The following is a 19789-nucleotide window of genomic DNA, read 5'->3' on the forward strand; positions in this document are numbered from 1 at the left end:
AGAGTAACATAAATCTCAAAAAATAGGGTGAAAAAACCTTTATTTGTCATGCAAAAAAATAGAAGATAGGATAGAGAATCACTTTGATGTTCTCAATCCTATCTCCTATTTAAAGAGTTAGATCACTAACTTAATGACATTGGTCAATCGACTTGCTTTTTTGAAATAGAAAAATCCTGCCATGAAAGACAGGATTGCTACTCAATGAAAATCAAAGAGCAAACTAGGAAGCTAGCCGCAGGCTGCTCAAAACACTGTTTTGAGGTTGTAGATAAGACTGACAAAGTTAGGAACATATATCTACGGTAAGGCGAAGCTGACGTGGTTTGAAGAGATTTTCGAAGAGTATGAAGTTTAAAGAAAGGCCAAGATACGAAGATAATCTCCAATCAGTGCCACTTCAGCTACAAAGAAGAGGAGGATAATCACTCCGTTCACAAGGACAGACAAGAATAACTGATAGAAGGAGTCGGTTTCACTTGCTTGACTTGGTCTTGTAATGATATGGAGGCTAGCAAGTAGAATGATTCCAATGCTAATCACACACAAGAGGGCTGTAAATCGTAGGCTGTCAAAGAAGGCAAAGAAACTAGCAATAGCAGTGAGGAAGATTGGAATTGCCAAGAGTTGACTATATTGTTGGAGAACCTTTTCTAGCGTCCAGTCCTTTTCCTGGTGGATAAATCGTCTCACGACGAAACTACCCAAGAGGAATGAAAAGAAGAAGAGTGTTGTTGCTACTAGGATAGAGATAATCGAAAAGAGATTTAATGAAGCAAATTGTTCAGGGAAGTGATTATGCATAGTTGCTATATGTCCATAGTAAGCATGTTTGATGTGGTAGATACTAAAGAAAAAGGAAGATGCAGAAAACAGAATGAGCAAGAGAAAGGCTGTGTAACTGTGTGTGCTACTTGTTTCAAGATTGCTCGTAGGAGATTTGATTGCTTCCACTAGCCAAGACCAAAAATCAAGCGCTTGCTCTTTCCATTTATCCGTAGATTTTAGAGTTTGGTCGGGGATATAGGGACTTTCTAAGGATTGACTGATAAGAAGGGGCTCTTTCGTGGTTGGTTTTTGCTGAGGAAGTGCTTCTTGACTCTCTTCAGCTATAGTGACTTTTTCTGTTTCTTTAGAAAGGTCTGGCTCTTCTTCAGTAGAATTGGATGCTTTCTTTTCTTCTATTTCTGTTCTCGTTTCACCGTCTTCAGGCGTTTCAATTTTCTCTTCTTGCTGACTCTCCAGTTCGACTTCAGCTTGAGAGACTTCCTCCTCTACTTGAGTATTTTTTTCAATTGGTGTATCGAGAACGGCTATCGTTTCTTCAGCCTTGTCTGCAACATCTTGGGCTTGTTCATCAGGCTTGTTCTTGCTTGTTGTTTTTACAAAATCATTACTTTCAAACCATTCTTGTTTCATGGTAGAACCTCCTTTTTAGTTGTATATACATCATTTTGGTAGATATAAGTAGATTTGTTAAGGTTTGTTGGCTGTAGTTTCAAGACTAATATAATCTTCAGCCCTAGCTATGAGTTGACCTTTTACATCGGTTTTTTCAGTTTTGTAAGGGTTGCTTAATTCGTTTGGGTGATGTTGACTCTCATCTCTTGATAACTGATAAATAGGACCATAGTGACTTGATAGGTCTAAGTTGATTTCTTGGCTTTCTTTTTGAGTTAGTGTGATGCTGAGTTCATTTTTAGAAGTTAGTTCTACCTTACCATATACTTTAATATTGTCAACGTAGAAGTGACTTTTTGTTGACTCTAGCTGACTATCTGTCAGTTCTGTGCTAAAGATATTGATGATATTTGGTGTTGTGAGTTTACTGTTTTTGATACGACTTCCTTCAATTCGGAGGAGATAGCTGTTTGTATTGAGGGTTGCATTTTCAAGACTAGCATTTATGATGGTGGTTTGTCCACGATTGGCTGACACGTTGATCCCTTTTAGACTTCTTCCTTTTGGAACTTGGAGAATAACTTCTTCAAAACGACGAGAGTAGCTACTTGCGATATGGAGAATCCCGCCAATTCCAGAAGAGAGAAATGGACTTTCAGACAGTTTTTTATCCGTTAGGCTTAGAGTTTTATCGTTTTGATTCGTAACAAGATCATGGTGAGCAGAGAGTGATGGATGGTAAGAAATGTGGATTTGATCATCCAAAGAGTCTGTGATGGTCAGTGCGTGTTGATGGAGAGTAATCTCTAGGTTTTCGACTTCCTTGCCAAAGGTTAGCTCTTCCGTACGGCTATCATAGACAGGTTCTTTGGACATGGCAAGTAGGCTCTTAATTCCGTCAGATTGGATGCCTACAAAGAGCAGGATAAATCCGATAACGGTAGTTACCACACCAAAAATGAGAAATCCTTTTGTCAATTTACGCATGCTGGTCACCTCTCTTTCCTTTTTTGAGAACAAATTGCACCAGGCGAACAATGAGTAGACCGAAGAAGCGGGCTACATAGGAAATACCTAGTAAGACTAGTGAAGAAGCACCGATAGCCAGTAAACCAGAACCAAAAATCAAGATAAAGGCTGATTTAGCTTGGGCTAAGACAGTGAAACTTTCAACTAAAAATAGGAATCCGCCGATGATACCAAGTATGGAAACCGCAAAGAAAGCTAGAATGACAGTCAAGGCTGCCACAAGGATTGCGAACAGGGACACGAGGATGGCGATTCCCAGAGGAATGCCGATAGGTGCTGCAAGGAGGGCTAACAAGGCGATATGCAAAATTTGTCGGTTATTCTTTTGAGCGGGTGCCTCATTGATTTTTTTATCGAGAAGATTAGAGAGGACTTCGTGAGCTGCTTCCTTAGGAGTTCCCAAGCTAGCGATGAGTTCTTCCTCTCCTTCGACTCCAGCATCGTCAAAGAGTTCTCTGAAATAGTCCATGGCTTCAATTTGGTCAGCCTGAGGCAGTTTTTTGAGATAAAGTTCTAGCTGAGTCAGGTATTCAGTTCTTGTCATGGCGGATACTCCCTTCTATGATGCCATTGATGGTGTCTGTATAAAGTGCCCATTCATCTTTTAGGGTCACGAGCTGTTCTATACCACCATTTGTCAAGGAGTAGTATTTGCGCATGCGACCTTGGAACTCTCTAGAATAGGTTGTCAGAAAGCTATTGCCCTCCAATTTTTTTAGGATAGGATAGAGTGTGGATTCTTTGATATTAGCGATCAGCTTAATGGTCTGGCTAATCTCATACCCATAAGAATCACCTTGCTCCAGTACGGCCAAGATGAGAAATTCAATCAAGGCAGAGGATGTTGGAAAGTACATGGGAAACCTCCTTTTCTAATGTGTAAGAATTTTATATATAATTTTTCTACACATACATTGTACATCTAAATGAAAGCCCTGTCAAGAGAAATGTGTAAAATTTTTATATATAAAAAAACTTCTAGCTAAAACTAGAAGTTTAGAGGATTTTATCAGCTCTGTCCACTGTAAAGAGGGCCACAGTCATCAGGATATCGAAGAGCAAGAGGGCAGCTACCGCAGGCACCCAAGAGTGGAAAAGGTCAAAACTGTAACCAAAGAGGGTTGGCCCAAAGGCTGCTAGGATATAGCCTCCTGTTTGAGATAAACCAGACAATTGGGCTGTCTTTTCAGGGGCGCTGGTCTTGAGTGAAAAGTTGACCATGAGATAAGGGAAGAGGGCGCTGGTTGCGGTTCCGATGAGGAGATGGATGGCAAGCCAGTAAAAGAAATTACCGATTGGGAAAAAGAGCATGGAAATGCCGACAACACCAGCTAGTGAAACCAGAGTGAGCATGAGCTGACGGTTGCGAGTTGATAAGCTGGTTGTCAGGCTTGGGATGGTCATTGAAAAAGGAATGCTGATCAGCGAGAAGATAGAGGTCAGCAAGCCAGCTTCGTGACTGGATAGGCCTGCGTGGATAGCCATGGTAGGTAACCAGGTCATAGCAGTGTAAAAGAGCAAGGATTGAAAACCTGCAAAGACAATCACTGCCCAGACCTGTTTGTTATGCATGACCTTTGCTTTGCTTTTTTGTTTGGTTTGCGGAGCCAGTTTGTGATTATAGCGGTGATTTGGCAACCAGACCAAAAAAGTTGCTAGGCAGAGCAGGGTGAGGAGGATGATAAGTCCTTTCCAAGAACTGGCTTGTGTAATAGGCACAGCCAGATAGGAAGCCAGAGCCGTTGCAATCCCCATAGAGGTTACATATAAGGTGGTCAGAAAACCAATTTTCTTTGGTTGATTGGCTTGGATGAGACTAGGAAGCAGAACATTGATGACTGCGATACTTGCCCCAACCATCAAGGTTCCTAGATAGAGCAGGGGAAGATTGATTAGTCGAATGATAGAACCGATGGTCAAGAAGAAGAGGTTGTAGGTAAAGAGATGCTCCAAGCCAATTTTCTGAGCCAGTCGGGTAGAAAAGAGTGAGAAGAGGGTAAACATGAGGAGAGGCAGGCTGGTCAAGATACCAAGCGAACTAACTTCTACCCCCAGACCTTGCGAAATATCTCCCAAAATAATGGGTAAAACAGTAAAAGGAGTCCGCAAGGAAACACCGATCAGGATAATACCTGGAACAAAAAAGAGTGATTGCTTTTTCATATAATACCTCTTCTAGTTGATTTTAATAACAGCTTATTTTAAGGCTTTTTCACTATAATGTCAAGTAAGGTTTCTGGCTTTCAAGATAAAAATGGGAAAGTCTTGAAAATTATGATAAAATAGTGGAAGGAAAAATTCAGGAGAGTAGTAGTGACTCAAAATGTTGACAGTCTTCTCGTATCCATTGTAATCAGTGCATACAATGAAGAAAAATATTTGCCTGGTCTAATTAAAGACTTAAAAAATCAAACCTATCCTAAAGAGAATATTGAAATTCTATTTATAAATGCTATGTCTACGGATGGGACCACAGCTATCATTCAGGAATTTATAAAAGAAGATACAGAGTTTAACTCAATTAGATTGTATAACAATCCTAAGAAAAATCAAGCTAGTGGTTTTAACTTGGGCGTTAAACATTCTGTAGGAGACCTTGTTTTAAAAATTGATGCCCATTCAAAAGTTACTGAGAGTTTTGTAATGAACAATGTGGCTGTTATTCAACAAGGTGAATCTGTTTGTGGGGGACCTAGACCGACGATTGTTGAAGGAAAGGGAAAATGGGCAGAGATCCTGCATCTTGTTGAGGAAAATATGTTTGGTAGTAGCATTGCCAATTACCGAAATAGTTCTGAGGATAGATATGTTTCTTCCATTTTTCATGGGATGTATAAACGAGAGGTTTTCCAGAAGGTCGGTTTAGTAAATGAGCAACTTGGACGAACTGAAGATAATGATATTCATTATAGAATTCGAGAGCATGGTTATAAAATACGTTATAGCCCAAGTATTCTATCTTATCAGTATATTCGACCAACATTCAGGAAAATGCTGCATCAAAAATATTCAAATGGTTTGTGGATTGGCTTGACAACTCATGTTCAGCCTAAGTGTTTATCACTATTTCACTATGTCCCTTGTTTATTTGTTTTGAGTTTTGTGTTTAGCCTAGCATTATTACCATTCACATTCTTATTTATAACTTTACTATTAGGTACTTATTTTCTACTTTTATTACTGCTCACTTTTCTGACTTTATTAAAACATAAAAATGGATTTCTAATTGTGATGCCCTTTCTTTTATTTTCCATTCACTTTGCTTATGGCCTTGGGACGATTGTAGGTTTAATTAGAGGGATTAAATGGAAGAAGGAGTACAAGGGAACAGTTATTTATTTGGAAAAATAAGCCAAATAACTTAAAATATGATACAATAACAATATAGTAAAACTCTTTTAAGGAGGAGTAGATTGACATGAATAAAAAACTAACAGATTATGTGATTGATCTGGTGGAAATTTTAAATAAACAACAAAAACAGGTTTTCTGGGGAATATTTGATATTTTCAGTATGGTGGTTTCCATCATTGTATCTTATATTTTATTTTACGGGCTGATTAATCCAGCACCTGTTGACTACATTATCTATACGAGTTTGGCCTTCCTGTTCTATCAATTGATGATTGGATTTTGGGGGTTGAACGCTAGTATTAGTCGTTACAGCAAGATTACGGACTTTATGAAAATCTTTTTTGGTGTGACTGCCAGCAGTGTCTTGTCATATAGTATCTGCTATGCCTTCTTGCCACTCTTTTCAATCCGTTTCATCATTCTCTTTATCTTGTTGAGTACCTTCTTGATTTTATTGCCACGGATTACTTGGCAGTTAATCTACTCTAGACGCAAAAAAGGAAGTGGCGATGGAGAACACCGTCGAACCTTCTTGATTGGTGCTGGTGATGGTGGGGCTCTCTTTATGGATAGTTACCAACATCCAACCAGTGAATTAGAACTTGTCGGTATTTTGGACAAGGATGCTAAGAAAAAGGGACAAAAACTCGGTGGAATCCCTGTTTTGGGTTCATATGATAATCTGCCTGAATTAGCCAAACGCCATCAAATCGAGCGTGTGATCGTTGCGATTCCGTCTCTTGACCCGTCAGAATATGAACGTATCTTGCAGATGTGTAATAAGCTGGGTGTCAAATGTTACAAGATGCCTAAGGTTGAAACAGTTGTTCAAGGACTTCACCAAGCAGGTGGAGGCTTCCAGAAGATTGATATCACAGACCTTTTGGGGCGTCAGGAAATTCGTCTTGATGAATCGCGTCTGGGTGTAGAACTTACAGGTAAGACAATCTTGGTTACAGGTGCTGGAGGTTCAATCGGTTCTGAAATCTGTCGTCAAGTTAGTCGTTTCAATCCTGAACGCATTGTCTTACTCGGCCATGGGGAGAACTCAATCTACCTTGTTTATCATGAATTGATTCGTAAGTTCCAAGGGATTGATTATGTACCAGTTATCGCAGATATTCAAGACTATGACCGTTTGTTGCAAGTCTTTGAACAGTACAAGCCAGCTATTGTTTACCATGCGGCAGCCCACAAGCACGTTCCTATGATGGAGCGCAATCCAAAAGAAGCCTTCAAAAACAATATTCGTGGAACTTACAATGTTGCTAAGGCTGTTGATGAAGCCAAAGTACCTAAGATGGTTATGATTTCGACAGATAAGGCGGTTAATCCACCAAATGTTATGGGAGCAACCAAGCGCGTGGCGGAGTTGATTGTCACTGGCTTTAACCAACGTAGCCAATCAACCTACTGTGCAGTTCGTTTTGGGAATGTTCTTGGTAGCCGTGGTAGTGTCATTCCAGTCTTTGAACGCCAGATTGCTGAAGGTGGGCCTGTAACGGTCACAGACTTCCGCATGACCCGTTACTTTATGACCATTCCAGAAGCTAGCCGTTTGGTTATTCACGCTGGTGCTTATGCCAAGGATGGGGAAGTCTTTATCCTTGATATGGGCAAACCAGTCAAGATTTATGATTTGGCCAAGAAAATGGTCCTTCTAAGTGGCCACACCGAAAGTGAAATTCCAATCGTTGAAGTTGGAATTCGCCCAGGCGAAAAACTCTACGAAGAACTCTTGGTTTCGACCGAATTGGTTGACAATCAGGTTATGGATAAGATTTTCGTTGGTAAGGTTAATGTCATGCCTCTAGAAGCCATCGATCAAAAGATTGAAGAGTTCCGCACTCTTAGTGGAGATGAGTTGAAGCAGGCTATTATCGCCTTTGCTAATCAAACAACCCACGTTGAATAAAAAAGAAAAACGCATATTATCAGGTCTTGAGCCTTGGTAATATGCGTTTTGTTATATAGAGACTTGCTCCATTTTCTTCTGGAATGGAGTCGTTGCCCAGTCTATGTTATTGAAAATACTCTAAAACCTCTAAGAGGGTATGGGCGATATAATCAGGATGATAGTTAAGCAAGTCTGCTTGCTCTCCAAATCCCCAAGTGACGGCCAATTTTTGAATGCCTGTTTCTTGAGCTCCAAGCATATCAAACTTGGTATCTCCGATGATGATGGCTTGTTCCGGTGCTAGTTGATGTGCCTGCAAGGCTTGGCGAATGACATCTGCTTTATGTGGAGTTTCAGGGCTGGAACCATAAATGCCATCAAAGAAATGATAGATTCCTAAGTTTTTAGTCATATCTTGAGCGGTTGGAGTATTCTTTGTAGTGGTGATGTAGAGTGGATAACTGCTCGATAGCTCCTCAAGCAAGTCTACAATCTGAGGGAAGAGCTGAGCTTCATGGATGCCTTTTGCCTTGTAGTAAGAACGGTATATCTGCACGGCTTTAGAAATTTGTTCTTTAGGCAGGCAGGTCGCAAAACTACTTTCGAGAGGCGGCCCCATAAAACCACGAATAGTTTTGGCATCAGGGCTAGGTACTCCTAGCTCCTTAAAGGTATAGGTAAAGGCATTGTGAATCCCGATAGAACTGTCAACGAGGGTCCCATCTAGGTCAAAAAAGATAGCTGTGATAGAGGTCATGGTTTCTCCTATTTGATAAGCTTATTCTCCGAAAATTTCTTTTTGGAGGCGACGACCAGTAGGGGTGGCAGCGAGTCCACCTTCAGCTGTTTCACGAAAGGCAGTTGGCATGCTTGCTCCTACTTGGTACATGGCATCGATAACTTCATCCACAGGAATTTTAGATTCGATACCTGCCAAGGCCATGTCTGCTGCGATGAAGGCAAAGCTAGCTCCCATGGCATTGCGCTTGACGCAGGGAACTTCGACCAAGCCGGCAACAGGGTCACAGATGAGGCCTAGCATATTTTTAATGACAAATGCAATGGCCTGACTGGCCTGATAAGGTGTCCCACCAGCAGCTAGAGTCAAGGCTGCAGCACTCATAGCAGAGGCCGAACCAACCTCGGCCTGACAGCCACCTTCAGCACCTGAGATAGAGGCATTGTTTGCGATGACTAGTCCAAAGGCACCGGCAGCAAATAGGAAATCCAGCTGTTGCTCGTGGCTGAGATCTAATTTTTCAATAGCAGCTGTTAGAACTGAGGGCAGACAGCCAGCACTTCCTGCGGTCGGAGTGGCACAAACCAAGCCCATTTTAGCATTGTGTTCATTGACTGCGATGGCATTTCGGGCAGCCGAGAGAATCGTATAATCTGACAGAGTTTTTCCGTTTTTGATGTAGTGATCCAATTTGGCAGCATCTCCACCTGTCAGGCCACTACGAGATTTATTTTCATTGAGGCCAAGTTGGACAGAGGCTTTCATGACTTCCAGATTGCGTTCCATGAGAAGGAGGACTTCTTCACGTTCGCGACCAGTCAATTCAAACTCTGTTGTAATCATGAGTTCTGCGACATTTCCTTGAAAGTCCAGTTCTGCCTGCTCGACCAATTCTTTGATAGAATAAAACATGCTTCCTCCTATTTAAAGAAATTGACATTGTGGAGATGAGGGATTTTTCGAATTTCTTCGATGGCCTCATCACAGTTGCGACTGTCGACTTCAATAATCATAATAGCTTTTTCACCAGCTTTTTCACGAGTAACATTCATCTGGGCGATATTGATACCATAGCGTGAAAGGGCTTCTGTTACGAGGGCAATCATACCTGGAATATCTTGATGAACAATGATGATAGTTGGTGTATTCATATTGAGAGAGACGGCAAAGCCATTGAGTTCGGTTACCTGAATATTTCCTCCCCCGATAGAAATACCAGTCACGCTAATGGTCTTGTGGGCATTTTTAACGGTAATTTTAGTGGTATTAGGGTGAGGAGCATTGCTGTCTTTCTGAATGGTCCAGACAATCTTGATGCCACGCTTGTGGGCAATTTCCAGGCTGTTTGGGATTTCAGGATCATCTGTATCCATGCCCAAAATACCTGCAACAAGGGCTAGGTCTGTTCCGTGGCCACGATAGGTCTTGGCAAATGAGTTAAATAGTTGGAATTCGACTTCTGTCGGAGTATCGTCAAAGATGGAAGAAACAATCTTCCCAATACGAACAGCACCAGCAGTATGGCTACTAGATGGGCCAATCATAACTGGTCCGATGATATCAAAGACAGATTGAAAACGAAGTGATTTCATCAGTTTCCCCTTATAAAAATTCTTATCTCTATTATATCAAAGAATAAAGGTCTTGACTTTAATTGTGGATGAAAACCTTTCTAATACCTCAAATAGCATAAAAATAGTATCTTTTATGACAAAAAACACATTATTTAGGGAAATAAAAAATAATTTTGTAATATTTCTACATAAAAGTGTCAAGAAACGGTAATATTTAAAGGGTATCATAGAACTATAGAAAGAAGGAGAATTTTCAAATATGAAATCAACAACTAAAAAGATTAAAACAACTCTTGCAGGAGTAGCTGCCTTGTTTGCAGTATTTGCTCCATCATTTGTATCTGCTCAAGAATCATCAACTTACACAGTTAAAGAAGGAGATACACTTTCAGAAATCGCTGAAACTCACAACACAACAGTTGAGAAATTGGCAGAAAACAACCACATTGACAACATCCATATGATTTATGTTGGTCAAGAGTTGGTTATCGACGGTCCAGCAACGCCAGTAGCACCAGCTTCAACGACTTATGAAGCTCCAGCAGCCCAAGACGAGGCTGTTTCAGCTCCAGTGACAGAAACTACAGAAGTAGCAGAAGAAACTCCAGTAGTAAGCGAAACAGTAGCAGAAGAAACAGTTGCTTCAACTGTAAGCGGATCTGAAGCAGAAGCTAAAGAATGGATTGCACAAAAAGAATCAGGCGGTAGCTACACAGCTACAAACGGACGTTATATCGGACGTTACCAATTGACAGATTCATACTTGAACGGTGACTACTCAGCTGAAAACCAAGAACGTGTAGCAGATGCCTATGTTGCAGGACGTTACGGTTCATGGACAGCCGCTAAAAACTTCTGGCTTAATAACGGCTGGTATTAAGAACTAACGAACAAATAATATGTAAAAGTCGAGGAATCCCCTCGACTTTTTATTTTTCCTTCGCTTGGTAATAGATCTCTACTTCTTTTTTGAGATGAGACAGCATAGAAGTTTCCTCGGTCAGCTCCAGAAGTGAGAAACCTTTTTGGATAAGTCTAGCATCATCCCTACAAATCCCGATACGGACATAGCAGATAGCAAGCCTATCGTAGCTTTTCTTGTTCTTGGCCTCCTCTAGTAAAGTATAGCAGATTTGCTTACACATGTTTTTGTCTTGATTGTATAAGTAAATAGTGGAAAGGTTGAGTAGGATTGCTACTCGCAGTTCATATAGATGTTGATAGTTTTTATAGACTTCCAAGCGTTGCAAGATTTTTTCAGTGATGAGATGGAGGTGTTCAATGGGAAAGCTGAAAAGGATGGTATTGAGGATTTTTAGATCATTTTCATACCATGTATCTTGTTTTTCAATTTTTTCCCAAAGTTTTTTGACAGTCTGTTTCACTTGGTCTGACAGTTGCTCTGTACCATGTTGACGGATATGAATGACAACTTCCAGCATATCCCTGATTTCTTCTATAGGAAGGTCGTGATGGGTCTTGAGATAGTTTTGGCATGTTTCAAAAAAATCAACTAGACTACTGCTGCCAATGATAGAACTCATATTGAAATAAGTTTGCATGATGTCTGTTCGTTGGCTCGGTTGATAGAGGTGGCAGATATAGTCAAACTCTTCAAAACTCATATTGATTTGCCGGAGAAGAAACTCCATATTTTCATATTTGGGAGTTGCTTTGCCACTTTCAATTTTTGATAAGCTGGTTCTTGAGAGAACCTCCCCACAGACCTCTTCTTGGGTCAATCCTTTTGACTCACGTATTTCTTTATATACTTTCCCGAAATCATAACGCATGGGCTTTCTCCTTTTTGTGAAAAAAGTTAACAAATAATAAAATCCTATTAAAAATATTGTATCATAATAACAGGAATAGTAAAAAAGAAAGCTAAAATAAGTTTGGTGTAATTTTAAGATGGGGTTAATGAGTACTATGATGTAACTAGAAAAGGGGTGGAAAAATGTTTAAAAATAAGGAGCTTTTTCGAGTAGTCATGATATTTGTGATAGGAACTATCCTAATTTTAATGACACCAGTCTTATTTAAAGTTGTTATGGAACTATTTTCAAAATAAATACGACTCTGCTTTAGGTAGAGTCGTGAATCAGGAGGTTAAGTGATGAACTACAATGTAAAATATCTCTTATCAGGAATATTTGTCCTAGTCTTTATAGGTTTCCTAGTCTGGATGCGTTATTTTAATCAGAAGAAGGAAGAAGCGCATTCGGATGTGTCTTTTGAAGCGAGGTTAGATAGTGAGGTCAAGGCCTTATATAAACAACTAGGATTGGGTGAGGAGCCTCATTATTTCTTAGCTTATCGCTACTTACATCCTTGGTTTAATTTGGCGATTTTACCACCAACAGTTGAAATTTTCTTAACTAAAATAGCGCTAGTGATGGTAACTCCAGATGAACTACTGATAAGAAATCTTGGGAATGGGATGATTTTCACAAATGAGCATCATCGCGATTTGCGGCAAGGACTTATCCGCATTCCAAAATCAGAGATGAAAGAATTTGAGATTCGTAACTGGAAAAAATTTTTTGTATTTGGCGATTTTTTGACAATTAAAACAAGCCAACATAGCTATTATTTGCAGGTTAGAGATGATGGACTTCAAAGAGGAAGTCTCTCTACCAAACATTTCTCAGACTTGAAGAGTCAAGATTTTCTCGGATTATTGATAGATAAAAGAACATTCTGATAGACAATTGCCCTAACGGCTTATTGTAAACTTTACAGATAAGTTGTAAATACTAGAATCCCTTCAGAAAGGCAATTCCTATGAAAAATAAAATTTTAATCATTATTTATATATTAGCCTCGCTAATCACCAGTTTTGTAATCTTTTCACTTTTACATATTGATTTTAAATGGTGGACAACTCTGGCTATAAGTGCAGGATTTATTTACACCTACTTAAAATTTAGTAAAAAATAAAAAGCACTTGCACCTATCTCACTTTCGTCTCTTCACGGGAGGTATCTCTATGAAAAAAATCAGTCATCTTTGTATGTTTCTGCTGTTGCTGTGTACCACTTTTTTTGTTTTTAATGTAAACTACACACGTGAAGCGGTTCGGATTCGGGAAATGGGAAAGACTGTAGATTCTTTGGATTTGTATTTGAAAGATATTAACGAACCTGCAGCGTCTGTTCTTCGATTTTTTGAGGATGTATCAAAGGAGTACAAAGTCTCCATCATCAAAACAGACAGTGGTGATGAGGTAATCAAGTCTGGTGTTTTTGATAAAGATACCTTCCCCTACCAAGAGTTTGGGATTTCTTCTCTTGATTTTACCACAGATGGTGAAGGAGTCTACAGTAATAAAGAAATTTCTAATAAACTTGGTACGATTCCGACTTTTCTAAAAGCCAAGCCTATTCAGCTTATGACTTTTCAAATCTATATCAAGGATACATCTCGTAGTTTAAATGGTCGCTATACGATAACTTCTACACAAGAGATGGATAAGGATAGGATTGTACAGAAATGGAGCGATTTTTTCAAGATAGACCAGGCTACCTTGCTAGAGCCTACCTATAAAAGTGCAGTGGAAGTCATAAATCGAGATTTGCTTTTATCTGCCATTGTTTTTGTCTTGGCTATTTTACTTCTTGTGTTAGTAACAGTGTATCAGCCGATGATGGAGATGAAACGAGTGGGGGTTCAAAAGTTACTTGGTTTTCAAAGCGGGGCGATTTTATCTGGTTTTGTAAAGACTAATTTTTATCTTCTCTTGGGTGGAAGTCTTATCATTGACTTGGGACTATTTTTAGTGCTGGACTACAGACCAAAACTTCTGTTCCCAAGTTTACTCTTATCCCAATTTCTGCTTTTACAGTTGTATTTGTTCATCAGTTGGCTGACCTACCTGATGATTCAAAAAATGACAGTCAGTTCCATGTTGAAAGGTTTTTCATCTGTCAAACTTGGTCTTATCTTCAATTATGTGATGAAAATAGGGACAACTATTTTACTGACGGCCTTACTGATTGGGGTGGGCAGAAGTTTAGAACAAGAAAACAAAGAACTTGCTTATCAGCAACAGTGGGTAAGCCAAGGTAATTACCTGACCTTAGAAACCTTCAAACTCAATGATAACCTGTGGCAAGAAGAGCTAGCAGGTTCAGGGAAATCTACAGATTATTTCTACCAATTTTATCAAGACTTGCTAGCAAAAACACAAGTAAACTATGTGCGAAGTGCGAGTCTTCCTATCAAACCAGTCATCAAAGCTGAACAAGTGCAGAACTACCAACTGCCTGATAAGGTAGATGTTTACTATGCTAATAGCAATTTTCTAAAGAGCAAGGGATTCAAGTTACCAGATACCGGCACTAAAAAGGTGATTTTGATGCCAGCCAGTGATAAAGGACAAGAAGGCAAGAATCAGTTCTTGGGAAAATCCATCGCCTATCTTTCTATGAGGTATGAAGATCAGCAAAAGCAAACAATAGAAGATATGGATGTAGAAATTGCCTACTATGAAGGAGATTGGTCTTTCTTCCCTTATAATAATGAGCGAAAGGAAAATCTCCACAATCCAATCATTAGTCTGGTAAATGATCAAGACATGATGTGGGAAGAAAAGACTCGCTTGTCAACGACAGGTTTAAACAATCCGATGAAAGTTGAAAATACAGAACAAAATCAAAAAGTGATTACGGAGTTAGTTGAGAAATTATCAGATGGGAATTATTTAAAATTTTCATCGATTCAAGCCATTCAACAAGAGAAAGTAGATTCTTATCGAGATGCAGTTCGAAATCTTAATATACTCTTTGCTTTGTTTGGTCTCCTTAGCATGATGATTTCCTACTTCTTACTAGTAACAACTTTCTTGTTGAAGCGAACAGATATCATTACCAAGAAGTTTATGGGGTGGAAACTGGTCGATCGCTACCGTCCTCTCTTAGTTCTGCTCTTGCTGGGCTATAGTCTGCCTCTTCTAGTCTTGATTTTCTTTGCCCATGCGCTCTTGCCACTTCTACTGTTTGCAGGCTTTACATGTTTGGATATACTATTTGTGCTAGGCTTGGCTTCTAGGATGGAGAAAAGAAGTCTAGTAGAATTATTGAAAGGGGGCATCTTATGATTGAGTTGGAAAATATTACCAAAACCATTGGGGGAAAAGTGATTTTGGATAACTTATCTCTCAGGATTGATCAGGGGGATTTGGTAGCCATTGTTGGTAAGAGTGGTAGTGGTAAGTCGACCTTGTTAAATTTATTAGGTTTGATAGATGGTGATTATAGCGGACGGTATGAGATTTTTGGCCAGACAAATCTAGCAGTCAATTCTGCTAAGTCACAAACAATAATCCGTGAACATATCTCTTATCTGTTTCAAAATTTTGCCCTGATTGATGATGAAACGGTCGAGTACAATCTCATGCTGGCGCTGAAATATGTAAAATTGTCTAAGAAAGACAAGCTCAAAAAGGTGGAAGAGATTTTAGAGAGAGTAGGTTTGTCAGCTACTTTGCATCAAAAGGTCTCCGAGTTGTCTGGTGGGGAGCAACAACGAATTGCAGTTGCTAGAGCCATCTTAAAACCTAGCCAGCTGATTTTAGCCGATGAACCTACAGGTTCGCTGGATCCTGAAAATAGAGATTTGGTCTTGAAGTTTCTCTTAGAGATGAATCGCGAGGGGAAAACAGTTATTATTGTGACCCACGATGCTTATGTAGCCCAACAATGTCATCGGATCATTGAATTGGGCGAGGGGAAATGAGTTCGTTCGGCTTCTTTTGATTGGCTGAATACTCATGTTTTTTAGAGAGAAATAGCATAAATACGCCTAGGAATGACATTTTTATGTAGTATTTCTAGGTTTTTTTGTTTCGAATTGAAAATTTTTTCAATTTAGACTTGACAAATGATGAGCATAGGAGTATTATTTATACAACCAAAAAGAATAAACATAAAGGAGGCTTTGTTATGAATAAGATGAAGAAGGTGTTGATGACGATGTTTGGTTTAGTGATGCTCCCCCTACTATTTGCTTGTAGTAACAATCAATCGGCTGGAATTGAAGCCATCAAGTCCAAAGGAAAATTGGTTGTAGCCCTCAATCCAGATTTTGCTCCATTTGAATATCAAAAAGTGGTTGATGGGAAAAATCAGATTGTGGGTTCAGATATCGAATTAGCCAAGGCTATCGCAACAGAACTAGGTGTCGAATTGGAACTATCTCCCATGAGTTTTGAAAATGTACTGGCTAGTGTTCAATCAGGAAAAGCCGATCTTGCCATATCTGGTGTTTCTAAGACAGATGAACGGAGCAAGGTGTTCGATTTTTCAACTCCCTACTATACTTCAAAAAATAAGCTCATTGTCAAAAAATCTGATTTAGCCACTTATCAGTCTGTCAACGACTTAGCGCAGAAAAAGGTCGGAGCACAGAAAGGTTCGATTCAAGAAACGATGGCGAAAGATTTGCTTCAAAATTCTTCCCTCGTATCTCTGCCTAAAAATGGGAATTTAATTACAGATTTAAAGTCAGGGCAAGTGGATGCCGTTATCTTTGAAGAACCAGTTGCCAAGGGATTTGTGGAAAATAATCCTGATTTAGCAATTGCAGACCTCAATTTTGAAAAAGAGCAAGATGATTCCTACGCGGTCGCCATGAAAAAAGATAGCAAGGAATTAAAAGAGGCAGTTGATAAAACCATTCAAAAGTTGAAGGAGTCTGGAGAATTAGACAAACTCATTGAGGATGCCTTTAAAGCGTCCATTGAAAAATAGAAAGAAGGAAAAGAACATGAGTAAAGAAAAAGTAATTTTGGCCTATTCTGGCGGTTTAGACACATCAGTTGCTATTACCTGGTTAAAGAAAGAATATGATGTTGTTGCAGTTTGTATGGATGTGGGTGAAGGGAAAGACTTAGATTTCATCCATGATAAGGCTCTCAAGGTTGGGGCAGTCGAATCTTATGTCATTGATGTTAAGGACGAATTTGCTACAGATTATGTGCTAGTGGCTCTTCAGTCACATGCCTATTATGAACAAAAGTACCCCTTGGTATCTGCCTTGAGCCGCCCTCTTATTTCTAAAAAATTGGTTGAAATAGCGCATCAGACAGGAGCGACTACAATTGCTCATGGTTGTACAGGTAAGGGGAATGACCAAGTGCGTTTTGAAGTATCGATTGCAGCCTTGGATCCCAATTTAAAAGTGATTGCGCCAGTTCGTGAATGGAAATGGTCTAGGGAGGAAGAAATTCATTATGCCAAGGAAAATGGGGTACCTGTTCCTGCTGACCTTGATAATCCCTACTCTGTCGACCAAAATCTTTGGGGACGTGCCAATGAATGTGGTATTTTGGAAAATCCATGGAATCAGGCTCCAGAAGAAGCCTTTGGCATCACAACTTCTCCAGAGCAAGCTCCAGATATGCCAGAATACATTGATATTGAGTTTAGTGAAGGTGTTCCAGTTTCCCTCAATGGAGAAGGGCTAAAATTGGCGGATTTGATTCAAAAACTCAATGAAATAGCTGGAAAACATGGGGTTGGACGGATTGACCACGTGGAAAATCGTTTGGTTGGGATTAAATCAAGAGAAATCTATGAGTGTCCAGGGGCAGTGACCTTGCTGACAGCTCATAAGGAAATTGAGGACTTGACGCTTGTGAGAGAAGTGGCTCATTTTAAACCAATTATAGAAAATGAATTATCAAATCTCATTTATAATGCTTTGTGGTTTAGTCCAGCTACACAAGCCTTGATTGCTTATATTAAAGAGACTCAAAAAGTTGTCAATGGGACTGCAAAAGTTAAATTCTATAAGGGGAGCGCTCAGGTCGTGGCTCGGAAATCACCAAATTCACTTTATGATGAAAATTTGGCGACGTATACCAGTGCAGATACCTTTGACCAAGATGCGGCTGTTGGCTTTATTAAGTTGTGGGGACTTCCAACCAAGGTTCATTCTGAGGTTCAAAAAAGCGCCAAATAGGACGATTGACTAGAGAGGTGGATGTGATATGGCTAAGAATACAAAATTATGGGGTGGTCGCTTTGAAGGTACTGTCGAAGACTGGGTAGAGCGCTTTGGTGCGAGTATATCTTTTGACCAGAAATTAGCTAAATTTGACTTGATTGGTTCTTTGGCCCACGTTCAGATGTTGGGTCAGACGGGTATTTTGAGTTTGAATGAGTCAGAAAAGATTCAAGAAGGTTTGAAAGAGCTTTTAGAAGAGCTAGAGGCAGGCCAACTTGACTTTGATATCGCAAACGAAGATATTCACATGAATATGGAAGTATTGCTGACAGAAAAAATTGGTCCCCTTGCAGGGAAGTTACATACAGCTCGTTCTCGAAATGACCAAGTTGCGACAGATATGCACTTATATCTCAAGGAGCAACTAGGCCATGTCCTAGATAAACTGGCTCATCTCAAGGGTGTTTTATTAGACTTGGCGGAAAATCATGTGGAGACAATCATGCCGGGCTATACCCATCTGCAACATGCTCAGCCTATTAGTTTTGCCCACCACCTGATGGCTTACTACAATATGTTTCAGAGAGACAGTGAACGTTTTGAATTTAACCAGAAGCATACAGACCTATGCCCTCTAGGTGCGGCAGCTTTGGCAGGGACGACTTTCCCCATTGATCGCCAATTGTCTAGCGATTTGTTAGAGTTTAAGCAACCTTATACAAATTCTTTGGATGCTGTTAGTGACCGCGATTTTATCTTAGAATTTCTGTCTAATGCCAGCATACTCATGATGCATATGAGCCGTTTTTGTGAAGAAATGATCAATTGGTGTAGTTTTGAGTACCAATTCATTACCTTGTCAGATACGTTTACAACAGGTTCCTCTATTATGCCCCAAAAGAAAAATCCAGATATGGCTGAGTTGATTCGAGGAAAGACTGGTAGAGTTTATGGGAATCTGTTTGGACTGTTGACAGTCATGAAGTCCTTGCCTTTAGCTTATAATAAGGATTTGCAAGAGGATAAGGAAGGAATGTTTGATACGGTTGAAACGATTTTAAATTCCCTTGATGTGTTGGCAGGTATGTTATCCAGCTTGCAGGTGAACAAAGAAAAAATGCAAGAGTCTACAGAGAAGGACTTTTCAAATGCAACTGAGTTGGCAGATTATTTGGCAGGGAAAGGCTTGCCATTTAGAGAAGCTCATGAGGTTGTGGGAAGATTAGTGCTAGACTCTATCAAGTCTGCTAAAAATATTCAAGATTGGACTTTGGAGGAATTGCAAACCTATCATTCCCTCATTGCCGAGGATATCTATGTCTACTTGCAACCTAAAACTGCTGTTCAAAGACGAAATTCTTTGGGAGGTACAGGATTTGATCAAGTGAAATACCAGATTGCAGTTGCTAAGAAAGCGAATGAAGCTAGAAAGTGCTAGATTGATAGGTTCAGAATAAGAGGTTGGTCGATTGATAGCCTCTTTCTTGTCGTTAAAAAAGTGAGATATATTGACTTTTGAAAAAAATGTCATAATTGAGTTGGGATAAACGTAAAAATCATACTTTCTCGTTAAATCGTTCGGCGATTCATGGTGACATGGACACATAGTAGTAAGCACACCATGTGGCTTGGCAGAGCTAAAAACTTCTGGCTTAACAACGGCTGGTATTAAGAAATAACAAACAGAATAATATGAAAAGGTCGAGGAAATCCCTCAATGTCATTAAGTTAAGAAATTCAAATACAATTCTGTATTTGGGTTTCTTTTTTATGTGATAAACTTATAGTTAAGGAGGGATTTCCCATGATAAAACAAATAAAAGCCCACTTGAATAATAGTATTCAGAG

Annotated in this window: 18 protein-coding genes; 9 read left to right on the forward strand and 9 right to left on the reverse strand. The window is 39.6% G+C overall.

What is annotated here, in order from left to right; translation table 11 throughout:
• Nucleotides 1–354 precede the first annotated feature (354 nt).
• The 5 genes from CYK18_RS10240 to CYK18_RS10260 form a co-directional block, all read right to left on the reverse strand.
• On the reverse strand, nucleotides 355–1419 hold the full coding sequence (locus tag CYK18_RS10240; protein WP_101786449.1) for a DUF6574 domain-containing protein: 1065 nt from the start codon (nucleotides 1417–1419) through the stop codon (nucleotides 355–357).
• A gap of 57 nt (nucleotides 1420–1476) precedes the next feature.
• Nucleotides 1477–2388: a DUF4097 family beta strand repeat-containing protein gene (locus CYK18_RS10245; RefSeq protein WP_101786451.1), complete on the reverse strand. Its 912-nt coding sequence runs from the start codon at nucleotides 2386–2388 to the stop codon at nucleotides 1477–1479.
• On the reverse strand, nucleotides 2381–2974 hold the full coding sequence (locus tag CYK18_RS10250) for a DUF1700 domain-containing protein (protein WP_000198700.1): 594 nt from the start codon (nucleotides 2972–2974) through the stop codon (nucleotides 2381–2383). Before CYK18_RS10250 ends, CYK18_RS10245 begins: the two co-directional genes overlap by 8 nt.
• The gene (locus CYK18_RS10255) at nucleotides 2961–3287 is read right to left on the reverse strand and encodes a PadR family transcriptional regulator (protein WP_023945679.1); all 327 of its coding nucleotides are present in this window, start codon (nucleotides 3285–3287) and stop codon (nucleotides 2961–2963) included. The genes CYK18_RS10250 and CYK18_RS10255 overlap by 14 nt, the downstream gene beginning before the upstream one ends.
• A 139-nt stretch (nucleotides 3288–3426) precedes the next feature.
• Entirely contained in the window at nucleotides 3427–4593 is a 1167-nt protein-coding gene (locus tag CYK18_RS10260) for a CynX/NimT family MFS transporter (RefSeq protein ID WP_101786452.1), read from the reverse strand.
• A 150-nt stretch (nucleotides 4594–4743) separates the two neighbouring features.
• Between CYK18_RS10260 and CYK18_RS10265 the strand changes: the two genes are divergently transcribed.
• Together CYK18_RS10265 and CYK18_RS10270 are read left to right on the forward strand one after the other, a co-directional pair.
• A complete protein-coding gene (locus CYK18_RS10265; protein WP_257960201.1) occupies nucleotides 4744–5781 on the forward strand; it encodes a glycosyltransferase family 2 protein in 1038 nt (345 codons plus the stop codon).
• Between the two features lie 67 nt (nucleotides 5782–5848).
• Nucleotides 5849–7699, forward strand: coding sequence for a polysaccharide biosynthesis protein (locus CYK18_RS10270; protein WP_101786454.1), 1851 nt, complete (start codon nucleotides 5849–5851; stop codon nucleotides 7697–7699).
• A gap of 106 nt (nucleotides 7700–7805) precedes the next feature.
• Here CYK18_RS10270 and CYK18_RS10275 read toward each other — a convergent pair whose 3' ends face one another.
• The 3 genes from CYK18_RS10275 to sdaAB are packed head-to-tail and all read right to left on the reverse strand — an operon-like array spanning nucleotide 7806 to nucleotide 10012.
• Nucleotides 7806–8438 (reverse strand): HAD hydrolase-like protein, encoded by a 633-nt coding sequence (locus CYK18_RS10275; RefSeq protein ID WP_101786456.1) that lies wholly within the window; start codon nucleotides 8436–8438, stop codon nucleotides 7806–7808.
• Between the two features lie 21 nt (nucleotides 8439–8459).
• The gene (gene sdaAA / locus CYK18_RS10280) at nucleotides 8460–9332 is read right to left on the reverse strand and encodes an L-serine ammonia-lyase, iron-sulfur-dependent, subunit alpha (protein WP_000500052.1); all 873 of its coding nucleotides are present in this window, start codon (nucleotides 9330–9332) and stop codon (nucleotides 8460–8462) included.
• A gap of 8 nt (nucleotides 9333–9340) precedes the next feature.
• Nucleotides 9341–10012, reverse strand: coding sequence for an L-serine ammonia-lyase, iron-sulfur-dependent subunit beta (sdaAB, locus tag CYK18_RS10285; RefSeq protein ID WP_000838912.1), 672 nt, complete (start codon nucleotides 10010–10012; stop codon nucleotides 9341–9343).
• A 241-nt stretch (nucleotides 10013–10253) separates the two neighbouring features.
• Here sdaAB and apf point away from each other — a divergent pair, with 241 nt between their 5' ends.
• Complete coding sequence (apf, locus tag CYK18_RS10290) at nucleotides 10254–10874, forward strand: aggregation-promoting factor (protein WP_101782075.1); 621 nt, start codon at nucleotides 10254–10256, stop codon at nucleotides 10872–10874.
• 49 nt (nucleotides 10875–10923) lie between these two features.
• On the opposite strand, the gene CYK18_RS10295 is transcribed toward apf, so the two are convergent.
• Nucleotides 10924–11787, reverse strand: a complete 864-nt coding sequence (locus CYK18_RS10295; RefSeq protein ID WP_101782076.1) for a helix-turn-helix domain-containing protein — start codon at nucleotides 11785–11787, stop codon at nucleotides 10924–10926.
• 323 nt (nucleotides 11788–12110) lie between these two features.
• Between CYK18_RS10295 and CYK18_RS10300 the strand changes: the two genes are divergently transcribed.
• From CYK18_RS10300 to argH, 6 genes are all read left to right on the forward strand, one after another.
• Nucleotides 12111–12698 (forward strand): hypothetical protein, encoded by a 588-nt coding sequence (locus CYK18_RS10300; RefSeq protein WP_101782077.1) that lies wholly within the window; start codon nucleotides 12111–12113, stop codon nucleotides 12696–12698.
• A 285-nt stretch (nucleotides 12699–12983) separates the two neighbouring features.
• Nucleotides 12984–15092 carry an amino acid ABC transporter permease gene (locus CYK18_RS10305; RefSeq protein WP_101786458.1) on the forward strand — a complete coding sequence of 703 codons (2109 nt, stop codon included), beginning with the start codon at nucleotides 12984–12986 and terminating at the stop codon, nucleotides 15090–15092.
• Nucleotides 15089–15730 carry an ABC transporter ATP-binding protein gene (locus CYK18_RS10310; protein ID WP_000571038.1) on the forward strand — a complete coding sequence of 214 codons (642 nt, stop codon included), beginning with the start codon at nucleotides 15089–15091 and terminating at the stop codon, nucleotides 15728–15730. The genes CYK18_RS10305 and CYK18_RS10310 overlap by 4 nt, the downstream gene beginning before the upstream one ends.
• Nucleotides 15731–15936: 206 nt before the next feature.
• The gene (locus tag CYK18_RS10315; protein ID WP_060805911.1) at nucleotides 15937–16743 is read left to right on the forward strand and encodes an ABC transporter substrate-binding protein; all 807 of its coding nucleotides are present in this window, start codon (nucleotides 15937–15939) and stop codon (nucleotides 16741–16743) included.
• 16 nt (nucleotides 16744–16759) lie between these two features.
• Nucleotides 16760–17956 carry an argininosuccinate synthase gene (locus tag CYK18_RS10320; RefSeq protein WP_060805958.1) on the forward strand — a complete coding sequence of 399 codons (1197 nt, stop codon included), beginning with the start codon at nucleotides 16760–16762 and terminating at the stop codon, nucleotides 17954–17956.
• 28 nt (nucleotides 17957–17984) lie between these two features.
• Nucleotides 17985–19379 (forward strand): argininosuccinate lyase, encoded by a 1395-nt coding sequence (gene argH, locus CYK18_RS10325; RefSeq protein ID WP_101786460.1) that lies wholly within the window; start codon nucleotides 17985–17987, stop codon nucleotides 19377–19379.
• Nucleotides 19380–19789 lie beyond the last annotated feature (410 nt).

Source organism: Streptococcus mitis, assembly GCF_002860865.1.
GTDB lineage: Bacteria > Bacillota > Bacilli > Lactobacillales > Streptococcaceae > Streptococcus > Streptococcus mitis_AT.

Bases quoted from the DNA above. Each gene is read 5' to 3' on its own strand.
- CYK18_RS10245 (WP_101786451.1), bottom strand. From the start codon at position 2,388: ATGCGTAAATTGACAAAAGGATTTCTCATTTTTGGTGTGGTAACTACC.
- argH (WP_101786460.1), top strand. From the start codon at position 17,985: ATGGCTAAGAATACAAAATTATGGGGTGGTCGCTTTGAAGGTACTGTC.
- CYK18_RS10270 (WP_101786454.1), top strand. From the start codon at position 5,849: ATGAATAAAAAACTAACAGATTATGTGATTGATCTGGTGGAAATTTTA.
- sdaAB (WP_000838912.1), bottom strand. From the start codon at position 10,012: ATGAAATCACTTCGTTTTCAATCTGTCTTTGATATCATCGGACCAGTT.
- CYK18_RS10260 (WP_101786452.1), bottom strand. From the start codon at position 4,593: ATGAAAAAGCAATCACTCTTTTTTGTTCCAGGTATTATCCTGATCGGT.
- CYK18_RS10275 (WP_101786456.1), bottom strand. From the start codon at position 8,438: ATGACCTCTATCACAGCTATCTTTTTTGACCTAGATGGGACCCTCGTT.
- CYK18_RS10305 (WP_101786458.1), top strand. From the start codon at position 12,984: ATGAAAAAAATCAGTCATCTTTGTATGTTTCTGCTGTTGCTGTGTACC.
- CYK18_RS10250 (WP_000198700.1), bottom strand. From the start codon at position 2,974: ATGACAAGAACTGAATACCTGACTCAGCTAGAACTTTATCTCAAAAAA.
- CYK18_RS10320 (WP_060805958.1), top strand. From the start codon at position 16,760: ATGAGTAAAGAAAAAGTAATTTTGGCCTATTCTGGCGGTTTAGACACA.
- CYK18_RS10315 (WP_060805911.1), top strand. From the start codon at position 15,937: ATGAATAAGATGAAGAAGGTGTTGATGACGATGTTTGGTTTAGTGATG.
- CYK18_RS10240 (WP_101786449.1), bottom strand. From the start codon at position 1,419: ATGAAACAAGAATGGTTTGAAAGTAATGATTTTGTAAAAACAACAAGC.
- CYK18_RS10300 (WP_101782077.1), top strand. From the start codon at position 12,111: ATGAACTACAATGTAAAATATCTCTTATCAGGAATATTTGTCCTAGTC.
- CYK18_RS10255 (WP_023945679.1), bottom strand. From the start codon at position 3,287: ATGTACTTTCCAACATCCTCTGCCTTGATTGAATTTCTCATCTTGGCC.
- sdaAA (WP_000500052.1), bottom strand. From the start codon at position 9,332: ATGTTTTATTCTATCAAAGAATTGGTCGAGCAGGCAGAACTGGACTTT.
- CYK18_RS10295 (WP_101782076.1), bottom strand. From the start codon at position 11,787: ATGCGTTATGATTTCGGGAAAGTATATAAAGAAATACGTGAGTCAAAA.
- CYK18_RS10310 (WP_000571038.1), top strand. From the start codon at position 15,089: ATGATTGAGTTGGAAAATATTACCAAAACCATTGGGGGAAAAGTGATT.
- apf (WP_101782075.1), top strand. From the start codon at position 10,254: ATGAAATCAACAACTAAAAAGATTAAAACAACTCTTGCAGGAGTAGCT.